This is a genomic window from Streptomyces himalayensis subsp. himalayensis, from assembly GCF_013778455.1.
Classification (GTDB): Bacteria; Actinomycetota; Actinomycetes; order Streptomycetales; family Streptomycetaceae; genus Streptomyces; species Streptomyces himalayensis.
This window is the reverse complement of record NZ_JACEHE010000015.1, coordinates 174,640-193,490: the sequence shown is the minus strand read 5'-3', so window position 1 is coordinate 193,490 and position 18,851 is coordinate 174,640. Positions and strand designations below refer to the sequence as shown.

Sequence of the window (18,851 nt, the reverse complement as noted above, 5' to 3'; positions counted from 1 at the left end):
TTGACCAGTGGTCGCGCCCGCCTTAACGTCTGTCCGATGTTTCGGTCAATGTGCGCAATATCGAACATAATTGAGGGAGAAATGACCACACCCGCCCGCTTCACCCTGGACCCCGCCTTCACCGTCGGCGACGTCAACCCCCGTATCTTCGGCTCCTTCGTCGAGCACCTCGGCCGCTGCGTCTACACCGGCATCTACGAGCCGGACCACCCGTCGGCCGACGAGGCAGGCCTGCGCACCGACGTGCTGGAGCTGATCCGTGAGCTCGGCGTCACCGCCGTCCGCTACCCCGGCGGCAACTTCGTCTCCGGCTACAAGTGGGAGGACTCCGTCGGCCCGGCGGACGAGCGGCCGCGCCGGCTCGACCTGGCCTGGCGGTCGACGGAGACCAACCGCTTCGGCCTCTCCGAGTACATCGCCTTCCTGAAGAAGATCGGCCCCCAGGCCGAGCCGATGATGGCGATCAACCTCGGTACGCGCGGCGTGGCGGAGGCCCTGGAGCTCCAGGAGTACGCCAACCACCCCTCCGGCACCGCCCTTTCGGACCTGCGCGTCACCCACGGGGACAAGGACCCGTTCGGCATCCGCCTGTGGTGCCTCGGCAACGAGATGGACGGCCCCTGGCAGACGGGCCACAAGACGGCCGAGGAGTACGGCCGTCTCGCTGCCGAGACCGCCCGCGCGATGCGCCAGATCGACCCGGAGCTGGAGCTGGTCGCCTGCGGTTCGTCGAGCCAGGGCATGCCGACCTTCGCCGACTGGGAGGCGAAGGTCCTCGCCGAGACCTACGACCTCGTCGACTACATCTCGCTCCACGCGTACTACGAGGAGACCGACGGCGACCGCGACTCGTTCCTCGCCTCCGCCGTCGACATGGAGTCCTTCATCGAGAACGTGGTCGCCACCTGCGACCACATCGGCGCCCGCCTGAAGTCGAAGAAGAAGATCAACCTCTCCTTCGACGAGTGGAACGTCTGGTATGCGTCCAAGCTCCCAGCCCAGATGGAGGAGAACACCCGCGACTGGGCCGAGGCCCCGCGCCTGCTCGAGGACAACTACAGCGTCACGGACGCCGTCGTCTTCGGCTCCCTGCTCATCGCCCTGCTGCGGCACGCGGACCGGGTGACCGTCGCCTGCCTCGCCCAGCTGGTCAACGTCATCGCGCCCATCCTGACCGAGCCGGGCGGCCCGGCCTGGAAGCAGACCACGTTCTTCCCCTTCGCGCAGGCGTCCCGGTACGGCCGCGGGCAGGTCCTCGACGTACGCGTGGACTCGCCGACGTACGAGACGAAGCGGTTCGGCGAGGTGCCGCTGCTGCACGCGACCGCCGTCCGGGACCCGGAGACGGGCGCGGTGACGGTGTTCGCCGTCAACCGCAGCCAGACGGAGCCGCTGCCGCTCGAAGTGGGCCTGCACGGGCTCGAGGTGACGTCGGTCGTCGAGCACACCGCGGTGGCCGACGCCGATCCGGAGGCCAGTAACACGCTCGACGAGCCGGAGCGGGTCACCCCGCACGCGGTCGCGGGGACGGCCGTCCAGGAGGGCACGCTGAGCGCCACCCTGGAGCCGCTGTCGTGGAACGTGATCCGGCTGGCCTGACCGACCGACCCGACCTGAGGACATGCCGGTCCCGGGCGCCGTAGAAATCGCTTGCCCGGGACCGGCAACTTTCCAGTAGTACGCGGCGACACGGATATGACGTTGCCTCAGTACGGAAGGGACATCCGGAAATGAGCACGAACCCCAACACGCGCCGCTTCATGGTCATGTCCGTCGGAGCCGCCGCCGCCCTCGCCGCCCTCGGCGGCCTCCCGCAGTCCGCCTCGGCCGCCGAGACCGCCCCCATCGGCTTCGGCGCCGGCACGACGGGCGGCGGCAGCGCCGCACTGGTCACCGTCTGCACGAGCGACGTATCGCCCAGCACGGCCGCCAGCGCACGGCCGGCTCACCTCCCCGGCAGGGGCTGGGGGGAAGCGGCCAGGCCCGCCGACCGGACCTGCGCGGCCAGCCCCACCAGGCCGGCGCCGTTCGTGGAACCGACCAGCCGGTCCACCGCCGCCGTGCCCGAGCTGTACTGGGTCCCTCGGCCCAGCTCGGGCACGGCGGCTCCCCTCCCGCTCCCGTAGAGCACCTGTTCAAGGCCGGACACCAGGCGCAGGACGTCCGGCTGCGGGCGCACCACGAGGCGCAGGAAGCGGCTGGAGCTGCCGATCTTGTTGCCGCACTCGCGGACCATGATCCGGTGCTCGGTCAGCAGGCGGTCGCGTACCTCGGTGCCGTCGGTGCCCACGGGCAGCCGTACGAAGAGGAAGTTGCCCTGCGAGGGGTAGACGGTGAGGCCGGGCAGCGCCGCGAGAAGGCGGGACATCTCGATGCGGTCGCGGCGGACCAGGTGGAGGCTCTCCGCGTACTCCCGGCCGTGCTCCTTGAGCATGAACACCACCGTCTCCGCGAAGGAGTTGAGGTTCCATTTCGGCAGGGCGGCGCGGACCTTGCCCGCCAGCGCCGGATTGGCGACGAGATAGCCGAAGCGCACGCCGTGCAGCCCGAAGTTCTTGCCGAGGCTGCGCAGCACGATGACGTTCGGGCGCAGCATCGCGTCCTGCACGACGCTCGGTTCCGTCTCCGCGTCGGAGAACTCCAGGAACGACTCGTCGACGACGACCAGGTCGAGGTCTTGGAGCGCGTCGAGGAGCGAGAGCACGGCCCGCCGCGACTGGTAGCCGCCGTCCGGGTTGTTGGGGTTGCACAGCACCGCCACGCGGGAGCCTCTGGCCCGTATGAACTGCACGTACGCGGCCGGGTCCAGCGCGAAGCCGTCCGCCTCCGGCAGCGGGAACATGTCGACACGCTTGCCCGTCTCCATCGGCTGGTCGGTCCAGCGGCCGAAGGTCGGGACGGGCACAGCGAGCGACTCGCGGACCAGCAGGTGGTCGATCCAGGTGATGAGCTCGGTGGAGCCGTTGCCCATGGCGACGCACTGCGCGGGCAGTCCGAGCACCGCGCACAGCTCGGCGGTGATGGTGTCCGCGCTGCTCGGGTAGTACGTCAGGATCTCGCGCAGCCGCACCGACAACTCGTCGAACATGGCGGGCGACGGGAAGTACGGGTTGCACGGGATGCAGAAGTCCGTCGGGCCGCCCCCCTCGCTCTCCCTGGTGAGCGCGGCGTACGAGGGGCTGTGCGCTGCGGTGGCGCGGAACAGCGAGGTGACGTTTCCTGCCGGTGCCAAGGGATCTGCCTCCCGTCCGTGGGCGGCCCGCAGTGGCTGCGTGGCCGCCCCTTGGTACGGATACGGCAGGGGGCGCGTTCAACCAGAGGGGCGCATGAGGCGCACCTCCCACAACGGTTTTACGCGCTGAACGAGTGCACCGTCGTCGATCGGTATGTCTCGCCCGGGCGCAGTACCGTCGAGGGGAACGACGGCTGGTTGGGGGAGTCCGGGTAGTGCTGGGTCTCCAGGCATACGGCGTCGCCCTGGCGGTAGATGGTGCCGCCCGTGCCGACCAGAGTGCCGTCCAGGAAGTTGCCGGAGTAGAACTGCACGCCCGGCTCGGTGCTGGCCAGCCTCAGCGCCCGGCCGGACGACGGGTCCTTCAGAGTCGCGATGTGCTCGGGCTCCGCCGTGACGCCCTTGTCCAGTACCAGGTTGTGGTCGAAGCCCTGGGCGTACAGCAGTTGCTGGTGAGCGACACGGATGTCCTTCCCGACGGTCTTCGCACGCCGGAAGTCGAACGGCGTGTCCGCCACGTCCGCCAGGTCACCAGTGGGGATCAGCCCCGAGTCGACCGGCGTGTAGCGGGAGGCCGCGATCTCCAGCTCGTGGTCGTGGATCGAGCCGCTGCCCTCGCCCGCGAGGTTCCAGTAGACGTGGCTGGTCAGGTTGACCACCGTCGCCCTGTCCGTGGTCGCCTCGTAGTCGATGCGCCAGTCGCCGTCCGCGGTCAGCGTGTACCTGACCTGCGCCTCCAGAGTGCCGGGATACCCCATCTCGCCATCGGCGCTCGTGTGGGTCAGGACGAGCCCGACATCGGAGTCCGAGGCGAACGGCTCGACGTCCCACACCCGCTTGTCGAAGTCCCCACCGCCGTGCAGCGAGTTCTCGCCCTCGTTGGCCGACAGCCGGTGGCTTGCGCCGTCGAGCGTGAAGCGGCCCTTGGCGATGCGGTTGCCGAAGCGGCCGATGAGCGCCCCGAAGTAGGGGCTGGACGCCACGTAGTCGTCGAGGCCGGCGAAGCCCAGCGACACGTTGGCGTACCGGCCGTGGCGGTCCGGGAGCTCCAGCGACTGGACGATCCCGCCGTACGACAGGACCTTCATCCGCGTGCCGCCGTTCGCCAGCGACCAGCGGTGCACCTCGGTGCCGTCCGCGAGCCTGCCGAAGAGTTCCTTCACCGGGATCACCGGGCTCACCGGTCCCCTCCTGTCCTCTGTCCTTGTTGCTGTTGTTGCTCTTGCTGCTCTTGCTGCTCTTGTTGCTGTGTTGCGTTGCGTACGCCGTGCGCGCCGCGGCGGCGGCAGCGAGTCCCGCTGCCGCCGCCGCGACGATCACTGTGCGTCTGTACCTTGCCCGTGCGGCTCAGAAGCCGAGGGGGTCAGGAAACGCCCTTGCGCTTGTTCCACACGTCGAAGCCGACGGCCGCCAACAGGGCCATGCCCTTGATGACCTGCTGCCAGTCGGTGCCGACGCTGAGCAGGTTCATGCCGTTGTTCAGCACGCCGAGGACGAGACCACCGATGATCGCGCCGAGGACAGTGCCGACACCGCCGCTCGACGATGCGCCACCGATGAACGCCGAGGCGATAGCCTCGAGTTCGTAGTTCAGGCCCGCCTTCGGCGAGGCCGCGTTCAGACGGGCGGCGATCGCCAGACCCGCCAGGGCCGCGAGCACGCCCATGTTCACGAAGACCAGGAAGGTGACCTTCTTGTCCTTCACGCCGGACAGCTTCGCCGCCGGCAGGTTGCCGCCGATCGCGTAGATGTGCCGGCCGAAGATGGCGTTGCGCATGACGTAGCCGTAGCCGACCACCAGTGCGCCCAGGACCAGCAGGATGATCGGCGCGCCCTTGTAGCTGGCGAGCAGCAGGGTGACCACGAGGATCGCGGAGACCATGGCGACGATCTTCAGCAGGAAGATGTTGCGCGGCACCACGTCCAGCGCGAACTCCTGCTGGCGCTTTCGGTCGCGGACCTCCTGGAGGACGATGAAGGCGATCAGGCCGAAGCCCAGCAGCAGCGTGATGTTGTGATAGTTGGTCGTCGGGCCGACCTCGGGCAGGAAGCCGTTGCCCATCTTCTGCAGCCCCTCGGGGAAGGGGCCGAGGGTCTGCCCCTCCAGGAGGATCTCCGTGACACCGCGGAATACCAGCATCCCGGCGAGGGTGACGATGAACGACGGTATGCCGAGATACGCGATGAAGTAGCCCTGCGCCGCGCCCGCCACCGCGCCCGCCAGCAGACAGAGCACCACGGCGACCGGCCACGATATGTGGTGCTGCACCGTCAGCACGGCCGCGAACGCGCCCACGAACGCCGTCAGCGAACCGACCGACAGGTCGATATGGCCCGCGATGATCACCAGCATCATGCCGATCGCGAGGATCAGGATGTAGCTGTTCTGCAGGACCAGGTTGGAGACGTTGCGCGGCAGCAGCAGGTCGCCGTCGGTCCAGATCGCGAAGAGGGCGACGATCAGGCCGAGGGCGAGCAGCATGCCGTACTGCCGCATGTTGCGGCGCAGGCCGTCCAGCATCAGCTGCAGCAGGCCTCCGCCCGCACCCGATCGTGTCCCGCCCGGCGGCGCCGGGGCCGGGCTCTTGGCGGTCAGTTCCGTGCTCATCGCGTTACCTCTTTGTCCTTCGTCATCTGGCGCATCAGCGATTCCTGCGTGGCCTCGGCACGCGGGAACTCAGCCGTCAGCCGCCCCGCGGCCATCGTGTAGATGCGGTCACACATACCGAGCAGCTCCGGCAGCTCGGAGGAGATGAAGACGACCGCCTTGCCCTCGGCCGCCAGTTGGTCGATGACCGTGTAGATCTCGTACTTGGCGCCGACGTCGATCCCGCGCGTCGGCTCGTCCAGGATCAGCACGTCCGGACCCGCGAAGATCCACTTGCTGAGGACGACCTTCTGCTGGTTGCCGCCGGACAGCTTGCCCACCGGCTCGAACACGGTCGGCGCCTTGATGTTCATGGACTTGCGGAACCGCTCGGCGACCTGCCGCTCCTCGTGCTCGTCGACCACACCCCGCTTGGCGACCTTGCTGAGGGCGGTCAGCGAGATGTTGCGGTTGATGGTGTCGATGAGGTTGAGGCCGTAGTGCTTGCGGTCCTCGGTGACGTACGCGATCCCGTGCCCGACCGCCTCGGAGACGGTCTTCGTACGGATCTCCTTGCCGTCCTTGAGGACCGTGCCGGTCCCGTACAGGCCGTACGTCCGCCCGAACACGCTCATCGCGAGCTCGGTGCGGCCGGCGCCCATGAGGCCCGCGATCCCGACGATCTCCCCGCGCCGCACGTTGATGGACACATCGTCGACCACCTTGCGCTGATGGTCGATCGGGTGGTGCACCGTCCAGTTGCGGATCTCCAGCGCCGGGGCGGCGCCCGTCTCCGGCTCGTGCGGGGTGCGCTCCGGGAAGCGGTGGTCGAGGTCGCGGCCGACCATGCCGCTGATGATCCGGTCCTCCGTGGTGTCCGGCGCCTTCACATCGAGGGTCTCGATGGACTTGCCGTCGCGGATGATCGTCACCGAGTCGGCGACCTTGCGGATCTCGTTGAGCTTGTGGGAGATGATGATCGAGGTGATGCCCTGCTTCTTCAACTCCAGGATCAGATCGAGGAGTTTGCCGCTGTCCTCGTCGTTCAGAGCCGCGGTCGGCTCGTCCAGGATGAGGAGCTTCACCTTCTTGGACAGAGCCTTGGCGATCTCCACGAGCTGCTGCTTGCCCACGCCGATGTCGGCGACGCGGGTCTCCGGGTGGTCGGAGAGACCGACCCGGCGCAGCAGCTCGGTGGCGTGCCGCAGTGTCTCCCTCCAGTCGATGAACCCGCCTTTGGCGTGCTCGTTGCCGAGGAAGATGTTCTCCGCGAGGGAGAGGTACGGCGACAGCGCCAGCTCCTGGTGGATGATGACGATGCCGTGGTGCTCGCTCGCCCGGATGTCTTTGAACTCGCAGACCTCGCCCTCGAAGAGGATGTCCCCTTCGTAGGTGCCGTGCGGGTGGACGCCGGAGAGGACCTTCATCAAGGTCGACTTACCGGCGCCGTTCTCCCCACAGATGGCGTGGACCTCGCCCTGCTGGACGGTCAGCGTGACGTCCGAGAGCGCCTTGACGCCGGGAAAGGTCTTGACGATCGAGCGCATTTCCAGGACGGGTCCCGCCATGGTCTTGCCTTCCAATCAGTGGTGAATCGTCGGTTGGTGGCGGGGTTACTTGAGGTCGCTCGCCTTGATGTAGCCGGAGTCGACGACGACCTTCTGGTAGTTGGCCTTGTCGACGGCGACCGGCTCGAGCAGGTACGCCGGGACGACCTTGGAGCCGTTGTCGTAGGTCTCGGTGTCGTTGACCTCGGGCTTCTTGCCGTTGAGCACGGCGTCGACCATGCTCGAGGCCACCTTGGCGAGCTCGCGGGTGTCCTTGTACACGGTCATCGACTGCTCGCCGGCGATGATCGACTTCACCGAGGCCACCTCGGCGTCCTGCCCGCTGATGACCGGCAGCGGCTTGTCCTTGGAGCCGTAGCCGTCCGACTTCAGCGCCGAGAGGATGCCGATGGAGATGCCGTCGTACGGCGAGAGCACCGCGTCGACCTCGTCGGTCTTGTACGACTTGGTGAGGATGTCGTCCATGCGCCGCTGCGCGGTGGCGCCGTCCCAGCGCAGGGTGGTGACCTGCGTCAGCTTGGTCTGGCCGGACTTGACGACGAGCTGCTTCTTGTCGATGTACGGCTGCAGGACCTTCATCGCGCCGCCGAAGAAGTACCGGGTGTTGTTGTCGTCGTTGGAGCCGGCGAAGAGCTCGATGTTGAACGGGCCCTTCTCGCTGCCGTCCTTCAGGCCGAGCTTCTCGACCATGTAGGTGGCCTGGAGCTCGCCGACCTTCTCGTTGTCGAAGGACGCGTAGTAGTCCACGTTCTCGGTGCCGAGGATGAGGCGGTCGTAGGAGATCACCGGGATGTCGGCGTCCTTGGCCTGCTGCAGGACGTTGTTCAGCGACTTGTTGTCGATCGCCGCGACGATCAGCGCCTTGACGCCCTGGGTGATCAGGTTCTCGATCTGCGAGACCTGCTGGTCGGGGTCGTCCTCGCCGTAGACCAGCTTGGTCTTGTAGCCCTTGGACTCCAGGTCCTTGACCACGTTGTTGCCGTCGGCTATCCAGCGCTCGGAGGACTTCGTCGGCATCGCGATGCCGATGGTGCCGCCCTTGGCGCTGTCCTTGGTCTCCTCGCTGCCGCCCTCGCTGCTCTGGCCGCAGGCCGTGAGGGTGAGTGCCATGGCTGCGGCCACGGCGGTGGCGAGGGTGACGGCTCTGCGATTGCGCATGATCAACATCCTTGGTGTGGGGTGACGCTCGGTCTGGCGAGAGAGCGCGACGAGCGAGATGTGGCGGACCCGTGTAGGTCGTGTCGGATTCTGCGCGGCCGTGTCATCTTCTGTGAAGAGGGTTTGGCCGGAACGTTATGTGGGAATTGCGAACCGGTTCAGCTGGCCGGGCAGTCGGGAGCCTAGCGGGGACATGCCACCGTCGGCGCCGTGTCGGGCAAGAAGATCCAGAACGAGGCGGCCGCGTCGCACCCGCTCACGCGCGGTCGCGAGCACGGTGTCCCGCATATGGGCGCCGTACGGGTAGATGCCGGGGGCCTTGGAGAGCCCGAACTTCAGGTACAGCGGGGCACCGCGCCGGATGAGCTCCGCCGCGTCGTACATCCGCACGTAGCCGCCCAGGTCGTCCGGAGCCTCGACATACAGGTCCATCGGCGCGCGACTGACCCGCCGGATCTCGGTGAGGTGCTGGAAGGTGAGATCCGAGGGGATGTTGATCGAGTCGCCGCCCAGCTGCTCCCAGACCGAGTACGAGGCCGGGTTCACGGGGCCGACCAGCGCGGACACCTTGAAGGTGGTGTCGGCGGGCAGCACGCCCTGGGCGCGCATCCGGTGCAGCAGCCACAGCACGCCCTCGTCGGCGACGAGCAAGCACTTCACGCCCAACTCGGTGGCGCGCAGGGCGTCTTCGACACAGCCCGCGAGGGCGTCGTGGCCGCGCGCCCGCAGACCGGCGCCGCCGGACTGGGTGCGCGTCGCCGCCCCGATGTCCCAGGTGCCGCGCGGACCGGTGAACAGGCAGAGCTCGATGTCGCGTTCGGCGCAGGCCTCGACCATCTCGGTGATCTCGGCGTCGGTGAGCATCCAGACGCCGCTGCCCTGGCTGATGCGGTGGACCGGCACATCGAGCCGGGAGGTCTCCTTGAGGACCACGGCGAGCGCCTCAGGCCCTTCCACGGACGGGATTTCGGTGCGCCAGGTGCCGCCGTCCGGGAAGGAATGCGGTGAGGCGTCGGCCGGTTCCGGTGCGGGTGCGCCGAAGCCGAGCGGGCCGAGGGCGCTGTCGCCGGGGCGGCGGGGGGCGATGGGCTCGGGCACGGTTCTCCTCGATAAGTCGTTCAGCTGTGTTGATAGTCGATCAACGGCGTCTGTGCGGCCGCGTTTACGCGTTTGATATCTCGTACGAGGTTCGGAGCTGTGGGTGTACGCCGGTACGGGGGTGTCAGGAGCCCCCGTACCGGCGTACGGTCTAGGCCGCCGGCTTGAGCAGGACCTTGCCGACCTTGGGGTCGCCCGAGCCCACCAGCTCGATGGCCTCGGCGAAGCCCGTGAGGGGCAGCTCGTGGGTGACCAGCGGCAGCGGGTTCAGCAGCCCGGCGCCGAAGGCCCGTACGGTGTGCGCCCAGGCCGCGGGCGGGGCGCCGAAGACGGTCTGCACCTCGAGCTGGCGCACGACGAGGTCCGTCGGGTCGAGCCCGTCGGCGCCCGGCGCGGGGATGCCGGTGAGGACGAGCCGCCCGCCGCGCCGGAGCAGGGCGGCCGACGTACGGGCGGCCGAGGCCGATCCCGCGGTCTCGATCACCACGTCGAAGTCGTCGGGAAGCTCCTGATCGCGCGTACGGAAGTCGGTGGCCCCGAAGGACAGCGACATCTCGCGCCGGTCCGGGCGGGTGCCGACCACAAGGAGTTCGGCGGGCGATCCCGCCGCGAGGAACTGCACGGCGAACATCCCGAGCGTTCCGGTGCCCACCACGGCGACCCGCTCGCCGGGCCGCGCGTTCGCTTTCAGCGCAGCCGCGGCGATGCAGGCGGCGGGCTCGAGGAGCGCGGCGCCCGTCAGATCGGCGTCGTCCGGCAGGATGTGGAGAAGCCGGGCCGGAAGCGTCAGCGTGGCGGCCATGGCGCCGGGCTGCGTGAACCCGGTCTCCTCGTAGCCCGCGGTACACAGCGTCGTCTCGCCCGCGTGGCACCGGTCGCACACCTGGCAGTTGCGGAAGCCCTCGCCGACGACCTTGCGGCCGACGAGCCCGGCGGGCACGCCGTCGCCGACCGCCTCGACGGTCCCGGACCACTCGTGGCCGGGCGTGAGGGGGAAGCGCACATAGCCCTCGGGCCGGTTGCCCTGGTAGATCTCGCGGTCGCTGCCGCAGATCCCGCTCGCGTGCACGCGGACGAGGGCCTCGCCGGGCGCGGGGTCGCGCGGCGTGTGCGCGACCAGCCGGTAGGAGCCGGGCGCGTCCAGTACGACGGCGGTGCTCACTGCTGCCCCTTCTTCGGGGCCCGCTTCTCCCAGCCCTCGGCCCACAGGTCGAACCGGGCCTGCTGCTGCGGGAACTCGGCGGCCGCGTCGGTGTCGAGCTCGACGCCGAGACCGGGTGCGTCCGAGATGTGGAAGTAGCCGTCGACGACCTGCGGGGCGCCCTTGACGACCTTCTTGATCTCCGCGTCCGCGAAGTCGTTGAAGTGCTCCAGGATCTTGAAGTTGGGCGCGGTGAAGCCCACCTGGAGGCTCGCCGCCGTCAGCACCGAGCCGCCGACGTTGTGCGGGGCGACCAGCATGTAGTGCGTCTCCGCGGTCGCCGCGAGCTTGCGGGTCTCCCAGATGCCGCCGATGTGGCCGACGTCGGGCTGGATGATGTCCACGGCCTGGCTCTCGAAGAGCTCGCGGAACTCGATCCGGTCGTGGATGCGCTCACCCGTCGCGACCGGCATGTCGACCTTCGCGGCGACCTTCTCCAGCGCCTTGAGGTTCTCCGGCGGCACCGGCTCCTCCAGCCACGCGGGCTTGAAGGGAGCGAGCTCGCGCGCGAGCCGGACGGCGGTCGCGGGCGAGAAGCGGCCGTGCATCTCCAGCATCAGCTCGGAGTCCGGGCCGATCGCGTCCCGCACGGCCTCGATCAGCGACACCGCGTACAGGCTCTGCTCGTGGTCCAGCTCGAAGTGCCCCGTCCCGAACGGGTCGATCTTCAGCGCCTTGTAACCGCGCGCCATGACCTCCTGCGCGGCCTTGTGGTACGCCTCCGGGGTGCGCTCGGTGGTGTACCAGCCGTTGGCGTACGCCTTGACCTTGTCGGTGACCTTGCCGCCCAGGAGCTGCCACACGGGCACCCCGAGGGCCTTGCCCTTGATGTCCCAGCAGGCCATCTCGATCACGGCGATGCCGGACATCACGATCTCGCCCGCGCGGCCGTAGTCGCCGTACTTCATGCGGCGGACCAGGTCCTCGACAGCGAACGGATCGGAACCGATGATGTGGTTGGCCTCGGCCTCGCGCAGATAGCCGAGCAGCGCATCGGTGTGGCCGAGCATCCGGGTCTCGCCGACACCTGTGATGCCCTCGTCGGTGTGCACCTGGACGTACGTCAGGTTGCGCCAGGGCGTCCCGACCACGTATGTGCTGATTCCGGTGATGCGCACGGAAATTGCCCCCAGTGCTTGTTCGAAATTTCGGCTCACGTTCGAAATGCTGGCGAGACAGTAAGGACGGCGCAGGTCGAGTGTCAATGGTTCAGGCACATATGTGTTGCGGCGACATGCCGCAGAGGTCTCGCCCGGCGCACCGGAACGATCTATTCCCTACACAATTTTCACACCAGTCACTTTCTCCGTAACCGGCGCTGCACCTAGCCTGCGTGCGTCATGGACTACTGCCACCCGTGCCGAAGGCACCTCAATGGCGCCCTCGCCTGCCCGGGGTGCGGAACGCCCGCCGAAGCCTGTCGCCAGTATGCGGAGGCCGTCGCCTCCCAGGAGGCCGCGGACGGATTGGGCGAGGCGTACGACGAAGAGACGGAGTACGCCCAAGGGGATCGCCGCGGCAGGGGAGGCCGAGCCTCCGCCCGGGCGCGCCGCCGCAGGCGCCGCCGAACGCTGTTGATCACCGCGGGACTTGTGCTCGCGGTCGGCGGCCTGAGCCTGGCCGAACTGGCCTCCGAGGCGCCGGGCGACAGTAAGACCTCCGCGGCGCCCGGCGGTGCGGCGGACGATGCCATGGACGACTTGCCGACCGCTGCGAGTACCGCGGAGTCGATCGGCGGCGAGGTGGGCTCAGGCGTGGACTCGGCGGATGCGGAGCCCTCCGGTGCCTCGCCGTCGGCGTCGGCATCCGAGAAGGGCAAAAAGAAGAAAAAGGACGAAGAGGATAAGGCGGGGGAGGATCAGTCAGGCTCGGAATCCGGCTCGTCGGCCCCGGCCGCGACGCCCTCGTCCCAAGGCTCGACGATGACCGCGCCCCCGGCGTCGGCACCTCGGCCGACCGCTTCCGCGCCGACGCCGGACCCGGAGCCGTCGGAGACGTGCACACGCTTTCTGTGGTGGTGCGCCTGAGCTGATGGCGGGACCGTGGGGCGTCGGCCGCATCGGCCCACGCCCCACGGCCGCAACGGTCAGCTCTCGAGCGTGACGATCATCTTCCCGGTGTTCTCGCCGCGCAGCACCCCGAGGAACGCCTCCAGGTTGTTCTCGATGCCCTCGACGACGGTCTCGCGGTACTTCAGCTCACCGGAGCGGACCCAGGCGCCGACCTCCTGGACGAACTGCGGCTGCAGGTCGTAGTGGTCGCCGACGAGGAAGCCCTCGATACGGCCGCGGGTCTGGATCAGGCGGGCGAGGTTGCGCGGGCCCGGCGCGGGCTCGGTGGCGTTGTAGACGGAGATCATGCCGCAGACGGCGATCCGGCCGCCCCTGTTGAGGGAGCCGATAGCGGCCTCGAGATGGTCACCGCCGACGTTGTCGAAGTAGACGTCGATGCCGTCCGGGGCGGCCTCGCGCAGCTGCTGGGAGACCGCGCCGTTCTTGTAGTTGAAGGCCGCGTCGAAGCCGTACTCCTCGACGAGCAGCTTGACCTTGTCGTCCGAGCCCGCCGAGCCGATCACGCGCGCCGCGCCCTTGAGCTTGGCGATCTGGCCGACCTGGCTGCCGACGGCGCCGGCCGCGCCGGACACGAAGACCGTCTCGCCCTCCTTGAACCCGGCGACGCGCAGCAGTCCCGCGTACGCGGTCAGGCCCGGCATGCCCAGCACGCCGAGGTAGGTGCTCAGCGGCGCCGCCTCGGGGTCGACCTTCACGGCGTACTTGGCGTCCACCGCCGCGTACTCGCGCCAGCCCTCGTAGTGAAGGACGTGGTCGCCGGCCTGCAGGCCCTCGACGTCCGACGCGACGACGCGGCCGACGGCACCGCCCTGCATCGGCTCGTTGAGCTCGTACGGCGCGACATAAGACTTGGCCGCGGACATCCGGCCACGCATGTACGGGTCCACGGACAGGACGAGGTTACGCACGAGCACCTGGCCCGGGCCGGGCTGCGGCATCTCCACCTCGCGCAGGGCGAAGTCCTCCGGCTTGGGCCAGCCGTGCGGGCGGCTGACCAGGTGCCATTCGCGGCTGGTCGCGGGAAGCTGGTCGGGGCTCACGGACATGGGAGGCGCCTTTCAGAGATGTTTCATGTTCTGAAACAACCATGCTCCTGAATATTTCAGGGTGTCAAGTAAAGCGGTAGCCTGGGGGCCATGACCGGCCCGAACACCCGCACAGACTCATTGACCCTCGAGGTCGTCGAACTCATCGGCGCCGTCGTGGCGCGCTACCACGAGGAGTACGAGCAGGCGGCGGGCCGGCATGCGCTGACGGGCGCGCAGGCCCGTGTACTGGGGCTGCTGTCCCTGGAGCCGCTGCCCATGCGGCAGCTCGCACAGAAACTGAAGTGCGAGCCGTCGAACGTCACCGGGATCATCGACCGGCTGGAGGCCCGCGGCCTCGTGGAACGCCGCCCCGACCCCGCCGATCGCCGGGTGAAGCTGGCCGCACCCACGGAGGAGGGCCTGCGCACGGCGCGAAGCCTGCGCGAGTCACTGGACTTCGCACGGCGGCCCCTGGCGGGCCTGTCCCAGGACGAACGGGTGTCCCTGCGGGACATGCTGCGCAGGATGGTGGGCGCCGGCGGTGACGTCGCCGACGCCGTGAATGTGGGTACGGACGGGGACAGCGGCGTCTGACCGGGCTCTGGGGGGGCGCCGACGTCTGATCGGGCCCCGGCCGGGGGCGCCGACGTCCGACCGGGGCTGAGGGGGTGCCGTGCGGGGCTGACGGGGTGCCGTGACCGACTGGCCCTGGCGTGGTTGCGGCGGCGGACGGGCCGGTGCCCTGGCTGCGGGCAGGGCGCGTCGTGGTCGGGGCGCGATGGACTGGCCCCGGCGTGGTTGCGGCGGCGGACGGGCCGGTGCCCTGGCTGCGGGCAGGGCACCGGCGTGGTCGGGGCGCGATGGAATGGTCCTGGCGTGGTTGCGGCGGCGGACGGGCCGTGCTGAGGCTGGTGCCCTGCCCGGGCGGGCAGGGCAGTCGCCCGATCGCGACCACCACCCCTGCGCTCGGGGGCGATGGTGCGGTGGCAGCCGCGTGTGCCGCCGGGCCTCGGGCTCGTAGCGGGCTGCGCCGGGTGACGTCGGCACCCCCAGCGCGCTGCGGAGGGGGAGCCGGCTCGGTGGCGTGGGGCCGTGGCGTGCTGCGCTTGGGTGACGGCACGCGCAGTGCGCTGTGGAGGGGGAGTCAGCGCGGTGGCGCGAATGGCGGCGGAGCCGCCGATGTAGCCGCGCTGCCCGGACATCCCGGCGGCGGGCTTGGCCGCCCGGCCCTGCCGAATGGCGGCCTGGCCCGCGCGCGTGGTGGCCTGGCCCGCGCGCGTGGTGGCCTGGCCCGCGCGCGTGGCGGCCTGGCCCGCGCACGTGGTGGCCTGGCCCGCGCGCGTGGTGGCCCGGCCGACCTGCGGCGCGTAGCCCACCCGCGCCGCGGCTCCCGCCGACGCCCGTCGTCACGTCGCGTGGACGGTCACGTCGCGTCGCCCTCACGTCACGCGGACTCTCACGTCGCGTGGACCGCCACCACCACCCCCTGGTCCGCCGCAGGCGCAGCCGCCGCCGTGACGCGGACCGCGGCGGCGCGGGCCAGGTGGCCCGTGCGGGCCGCGGTGGCGAGGAGGAGGGGCTGGAGCCGCTCCAGGCCGGAGACCAGGAGCTCCTCGCCTGCGATCAGGACCGGGCGGAACGTCTTCATGGCCTCGGCCGCGGCCTCGACGACGTCAGCGAGGGGTGGGAGCGCGGAGCGGACCACCCCGGCCCCGGCACCCGCCGCCCGTTCCGCCAGCGCGACCTGGAGCGGCAGCAGCGGGGCGAGCGCCGCCGTGAGCGCGTCGGCGATCCGGCGCAGCTCGGGACCCGAGTCGCGCAGTACATCGGCGGCGGCCAGCAGAACGGGTGTGAGGACGAGCAGCGCCCCGGCCGCCACCCCCGCCGCGGCCGGCAGCAGCGGCGACGACGCCTCGACCAGCTCACTGATCGCGGCCGCGCACTCTTCGACCGCGGGCTCCACCGCGTCGAGCAGCGGCAGCAGGCTGTCTCCGAGCGCGGTGAGCAGCGCCTGCGTGGGCTGACTCACGGGGTGAACGGCAAGCGGCGCACCGGTCGCGCCGAGCCGCGTGAGCGTGTCCACGATCCGGTAGAAGGCCTCCTGCGCCTGCGGCGACGCACTGGCCTCGGCGAGCTCTGCGGTGGTCTCCTGCAGCATGCGCAGCATCTGGGAGCCCGAACCGTCACGCGGATCAAGGGTGTTGACGACGATCCGCGTGATGTTCCCCGCGGTGTCGAGCAGCCGGCCGGAGAGCTCCCCCGTGCTGCGCGCCATGCGCACCACGGACTCCACACCGGGGACGGACGGGATCTGGATCGGCATCGCGATCGGGATCTGGATCGGCATCGCGATCGGGATCTGACTCGGGATCGGGATCTGAATCGGGTTCATGGCCCTCCTCGTTGCTCCGGTGCGGCGCGTGGCGGCGGCCGGTTCCGCACTCAGCATGCCCTCCCCATGTGAACGTACGGGTTCCGTCGGGGCAGTCGTTGCCTCAAAGCCTTCTCGTTGCAGGTGAGTTGAATCGGCACCGACGCCGGCGACAGCTACGGGAAGCAGCTACCAGTCCAGGCACCGGCCCACCCAAGTCGCCCCGCCAGGTATCGTTCGGGCCATGCATGATCTTGGGGTGGGGTTCGCATACCTGGCCAAGGGCCAACGCTGGGTTGCCCGACACAGGCGCCAGTACGGGTTCGGGCTGCTGCCCGGCCTGATCACCCTCGTGCTGTACGCCGCCGCACTGACCGCGCTCGCCCTCTGGGGCGGGGACTTCGTCGGCTGGGCCACACCCTTCGCCGACGACTGGGCCTCGCCGTGGCTCGGCCTGTTCCGCGGCTTCCTGACCGCCGTCCTGTACGCCCTGGGGCTGCTGCTCGCGGTCCTCACCTTCACGGCGGTGACCCTGCTCGTCGGACAGCCCTTCTACGAGGCGCTGTCCGAGAAGGTCGACCGCTCCGTGTCGCCCGACGGCTCCGCGCCGGAGTCGGGGCTGCCGCTCTGGCGGGAGCTGTGGATCTCCGCCCGGGACAGCCTCCGCGTGCTCGTCAGGGCCGGACTCTGGGGCGTACTGCTCTTCGCCCTCGGATTCATCCCGTTCATCGGCCAGACGGTGATCCCGGTGCTCGGCTTCTTCGTCACCGGGTTCTTCCTCTCCCAGGAGCTCACGTCGGTCGCGATGCAGCGCCGCGGTGTCGAACTCCGCGACCGGCTCGTCATGTTGCGCGCCCGCAAGGCGCTGGCCTGGGGTTTCGGGACGCCGCTGGCCGTGTCCTTCCTGGTCCCGTTCGTCGCGGTGTTCCTGATGCCCGGCGCGGTGGCCGGCGCGACGCTGATGGCGCGGGACCTGCTCGGGGAGAGCGCCCGGGACGACAGCGACGACGAAAAGGCGGACGACGAGATGGCGGAAGGCGAATCAACCGCCTCATGACCGCGGGGCGGTACGGGTCAGCCGCACCGCGGGGCGGTACGGGTCAGCCGCCGCCCAGCAGCCGGAGGAAGTCCCGGAACACCTCCGGCATGTCCACCTCGTCCGGGGCCAGCAGCCACTGGAACTGCAGCCCGTCCATCACCGCCACCATCAGCGGAGCCGCCTGCTCGGGGGTCAGCCCTCCGGGCAGCCGGTCGCCGTACTCGGCGCGCAGCACCTGCGCCATGTTCCCGCGCACCGCGGCGTACCGCCGCGTGAAGAACTCCCGCGCCGGATGCCCCTCGGTGACGCTCTCGCCCAGCAGGGCCGAGAAGGTCTGCACGATGCCGGGCCGCATCGCGTTGTACTCGACGAGTGAGCCCAGCAGGTCGAGCCGCCACTGGGAGTCCGGCACCGAGTCCCACTGGTCGCGTTCCTCCAGTACGGCGACGAGCAGCGCCTCCTTGGTGGGGAAGTAGTGCAGCAGCCCCTGCTGCGTGAGCCCGACCCGCTCGGCGACCGCCGCCAGGCTGGCGCCCCGGTAACCGCGCTCGGCGATCACCTCCAGGGCGGCGCGCAGAATCTCCGCACGGCGCTCCTGGCTTCTGGCCCTGGCAGCCATGGTGTCGGTCTCCTTCCCCTGGCCTGCCGCCTCCTCGCTCGCCGGGGGCGGCTCGGCCGGACCAGTAGAACAGCTGCGGTTACTCGGACGCGGGCTCCGGCAGTGCCTCGCCCGTCTCCAGCAGCGTCTTGAGGCTGGACAGCAGCGCCGGCCAGCCGCCGCGGATCATGTCCAGGACGGTGCTGCCCGGGTCGAAGCCGTCGTGGACGACGGTCAGCTTGACCATCTGCCCGAGCGGTTCGATCTCGAAGGTCACCTTGGAACGGCGCTCGGCGGAGATCCTGGCGAGCACGTCGTCGCTCACCCCGGCGGACTTCGCCCACTCCGGTGTGAAGGTGTGCCAGGTGTAGGACAGGCGGCGGAAAGGCTCCGACTCGAGGACCACCTGAGCGGGATCGGCGGTCCTGTTCCCGCCCTCCTCCCAGACCATCGCCGAACCGGTGTTCCAGTCCGTCTCGAAGGCCACGCCCCAGTAGCGGCGGGTGAAAGCCGGGTCGGTCAGCGCCTGCCAGAGCCGTTCCGGTGTGGTGTTGATGTAGGTCGTGTAGACGAACTCGTCGCTGGTCATGGGCTCTTGCTCCAATGCTCGCTTCAGGTCGGCGAGCGCGCGCACCCGCTCACGGTCGTACTGGTGGATCCAGCGCTCGGCGATGGCGTTGATCGGTGCCGCGTTGAGGTAGTGCAGCTTCTCGCGGCCGCGCCGCACCGTGGTCACCAGGTTCGCCGTCTCCAGTACCGCGAGGTGTTTGCTGACGGACTGGCGGGCCATGGAGAGCCCGGCGCACAGTTCGCGCAGGCTCTGCCCGTTGCGGGCGTTCAGGCTGTCCAGCAGCCGGCGGCGACTGGGATCGGCCAGTGCCTTGAACACCTCGTCCATC

15 protein-coding genes and 1 pseudogene are annotated in these 18,851 nt (G+C 69.7%); 4 read left to right on the top strand and 12 right to left on the bottom strand.

What is annotated here, in order from left to right; translation table 11 throughout:
• The first annotated feature begins 81 nt into the window (after nt 1-81).
• The gene (gene arfA, locus H1D24_RS24330; protein ID WP_181659783.1) at nt 82-1,599 is read left to right on the top strand and encodes an arabinosylfuranosidase ArfA; all 1,518 of its coding nucleotides are present in this window, start codon (nt 82-84) and stop codon (nt 1,597-1,599) included.
• Here arfA and H1D24_RS24325 read toward each other — a convergent pair.
• The 8 genes and pseudogenes from H1D24_RS24325 to H1D24_RS24290 all read right to left on the bottom strand — a co-directional run bounded on the left by H1D24_RS24325 (nt 1,505) and on the right by H1D24_RS24290 (nt 11,962).
• A pseudogene (locus tag H1D24_RS24325) lies at nt 1,505-3,232 on the bottom strand (pyridoxal phosphate-dependent aminotransferase). The gene arfA and the pseudogene H1D24_RS24325 overlap by 95 nt on opposite strands.
• A 119-nt stretch (nt 3,233-3,351) precedes the next feature.
• The gene (locus tag H1D24_RS24320; protein WP_181659782.1) at nt 3,352-4,413 is read right to left on the bottom strand and encodes an aldose epimerase family protein; all 1,062 of its coding nucleotides are present in this window, start codon (nt 4,411-4,413) and stop codon (nt 3,352-3,354) included.
• 182 nt (nt 4,414-4,595) lie between these two features.
• A complete protein-coding gene (gene mmsB, locus H1D24_RS24315; protein ID WP_181659781.1) occupies nt 4,596-5,840 on the bottom strand; it encodes a multiple monosaccharide ABC transporter permease in 1,245 nt (414 codons plus the stop codon).
• Entirely contained in the window at nt 5,837-7,387 is a 1,551-nt protein-coding gene (mmsA, locus tag H1D24_RS24310) for a multiple monosaccharide ABC transporter ATP-binding protein (RefSeq protein ID WP_181659780.1), read from the bottom strand. The genes mmsB and mmsA overlap by 4 nt, the downstream gene beginning before the upstream one ends.
• A 45-nt stretch (nt 7,388-7,432) precedes the next feature.
• The gene (gene chvE / locus H1D24_RS24305) at nt 7,433-8,545 is read right to left on the bottom strand and encodes a multiple monosaccharide ABC transporter substrate-binding protein (protein WP_181659779.1); all 1,113 of its coding nucleotides are present in this window, start codon (nt 8,543-8,545) and stop codon (nt 7,433-7,435) included.
• Nucleotides 8,546-8,680: 135 nt separating this feature from the next.
• Complete coding sequence (locus tag H1D24_RS24300) at nt 8,681-9,643, bottom strand: hypothetical protein (protein WP_181659778.1); 963 nt, start codon at nt 9,641-9,643, stop codon at nt 8,681-8,683.
• A 151-nt stretch (nt 9,644-9,794) separates the two neighbouring features.
• The gene (locus H1D24_RS24295; protein WP_181659777.1) at nt 9,795-10,805 is read right to left on the bottom strand and encodes a zinc-dependent alcohol dehydrogenase; all 1,011 of its coding nucleotides are present in this window, start codon (nt 10,803-10,805) and stop codon (nt 9,795-9,797) included.
• On the bottom strand, nt 10,802-11,962 hold the full coding sequence (locus tag H1D24_RS24290; RefSeq protein WP_181659856.1) for a mandelate racemase/muconate lactonizing enzyme family protein: 1,161 nt from the start codon (nt 11,960-11,962) through the stop codon (nt 10,802-10,804). Before H1D24_RS24290 ends, H1D24_RS24295 begins: the two co-directional genes overlap by 4 nt.
• Nucleotides 11,963-12,184: 222 nt before the next feature.
• Here H1D24_RS24290 and H1D24_RS44400 point away from each other — a divergent pair, with 222 nt between their 5' ends.
• Nucleotides 12,185-12,871, top strand: coding sequence for an SCO2400 family protein (locus H1D24_RS44400; RefSeq protein WP_445194923.1), 687 nt, complete (start codon nt 12,185-12,187; stop codon nt 12,869-12,871).
• A 59-nt stretch (nt 12,872-12,930) separates the two neighbouring features.
• On the opposite strand, the gene H1D24_RS24280 is transcribed toward H1D24_RS44400, so the two are convergent.
• Entirely contained in the window at nt 12,931-13,962 is a 1,032-nt protein-coding gene (locus tag H1D24_RS24280; protein WP_181659775.1) for an NADP-dependent oxidoreductase, read from the bottom strand.
• A gap of 90 nt (nt 13,963-14,052) precedes the next feature.
• On the opposite strand from H1D24_RS24280, the gene H1D24_RS24275 reads away from it, so the two are divergent.
• On the top strand, nt 14,053-14,538 hold the full coding sequence (locus H1D24_RS24275; RefSeq protein ID WP_181659774.1) for a MarR family winged helix-turn-helix transcriptional regulator: 486 nt from the start codon (nt 14,053-14,055) through the stop codon (nt 14,536-14,538).
• 862 nt (nt 14,539-15,400) lie between these two features.
• Here H1D24_RS24275 and H1D24_RS24270 read toward each other — a convergent pair.
• On the bottom strand, nt 15,401-16,336 hold the full coding sequence (locus H1D24_RS24270; RefSeq protein WP_258564267.1) for a hypothetical protein: 936 nt from the start codon (nt 16,334-16,336) through the stop codon (nt 15,401-15,403).
• A 223-nt stretch (nt 16,337-16,559) separates the two neighbouring features.
• On the opposite strand from H1D24_RS24270, the gene H1D24_RS24265 reads away from it, so the two are divergent.
• Complete coding sequence (locus H1D24_RS24265; protein ID WP_181659773.1) at nt 16,560-17,372, top strand: EI24 domain-containing protein; 813 nt, start codon at nt 16,560-16,562, stop codon at nt 17,370-17,372.
• A gap of 43 nt (nt 17,373-17,415) precedes the next feature.
• On the opposite strand, the gene H1D24_RS24260 is transcribed toward H1D24_RS24265, so the two are convergent.
• Together H1D24_RS24260 and H1D24_RS24255 are read right to left on the bottom strand one after the other, a co-directional pair.
• On the bottom strand, nt 17,416-17,973 hold the full coding sequence (locus tag H1D24_RS24260; RefSeq protein ID WP_181659772.1) for a TetR/AcrR family transcriptional regulator: 558 nt from the start codon (nt 17,971-17,973) through the stop codon (nt 17,416-17,418).
• Between the two features lie 79 nt (nt 17,974-18,052).
• Entirely contained in the window at nt 18,053-18,850 is a 798-nt protein-coding gene (locus tag H1D24_RS24255) for an ArsR/SmtB family transcription factor (RefSeq protein ID WP_181659771.1), read from the bottom strand.
• Nucleotide 18,851 lies beyond the last annotated feature (1 nt).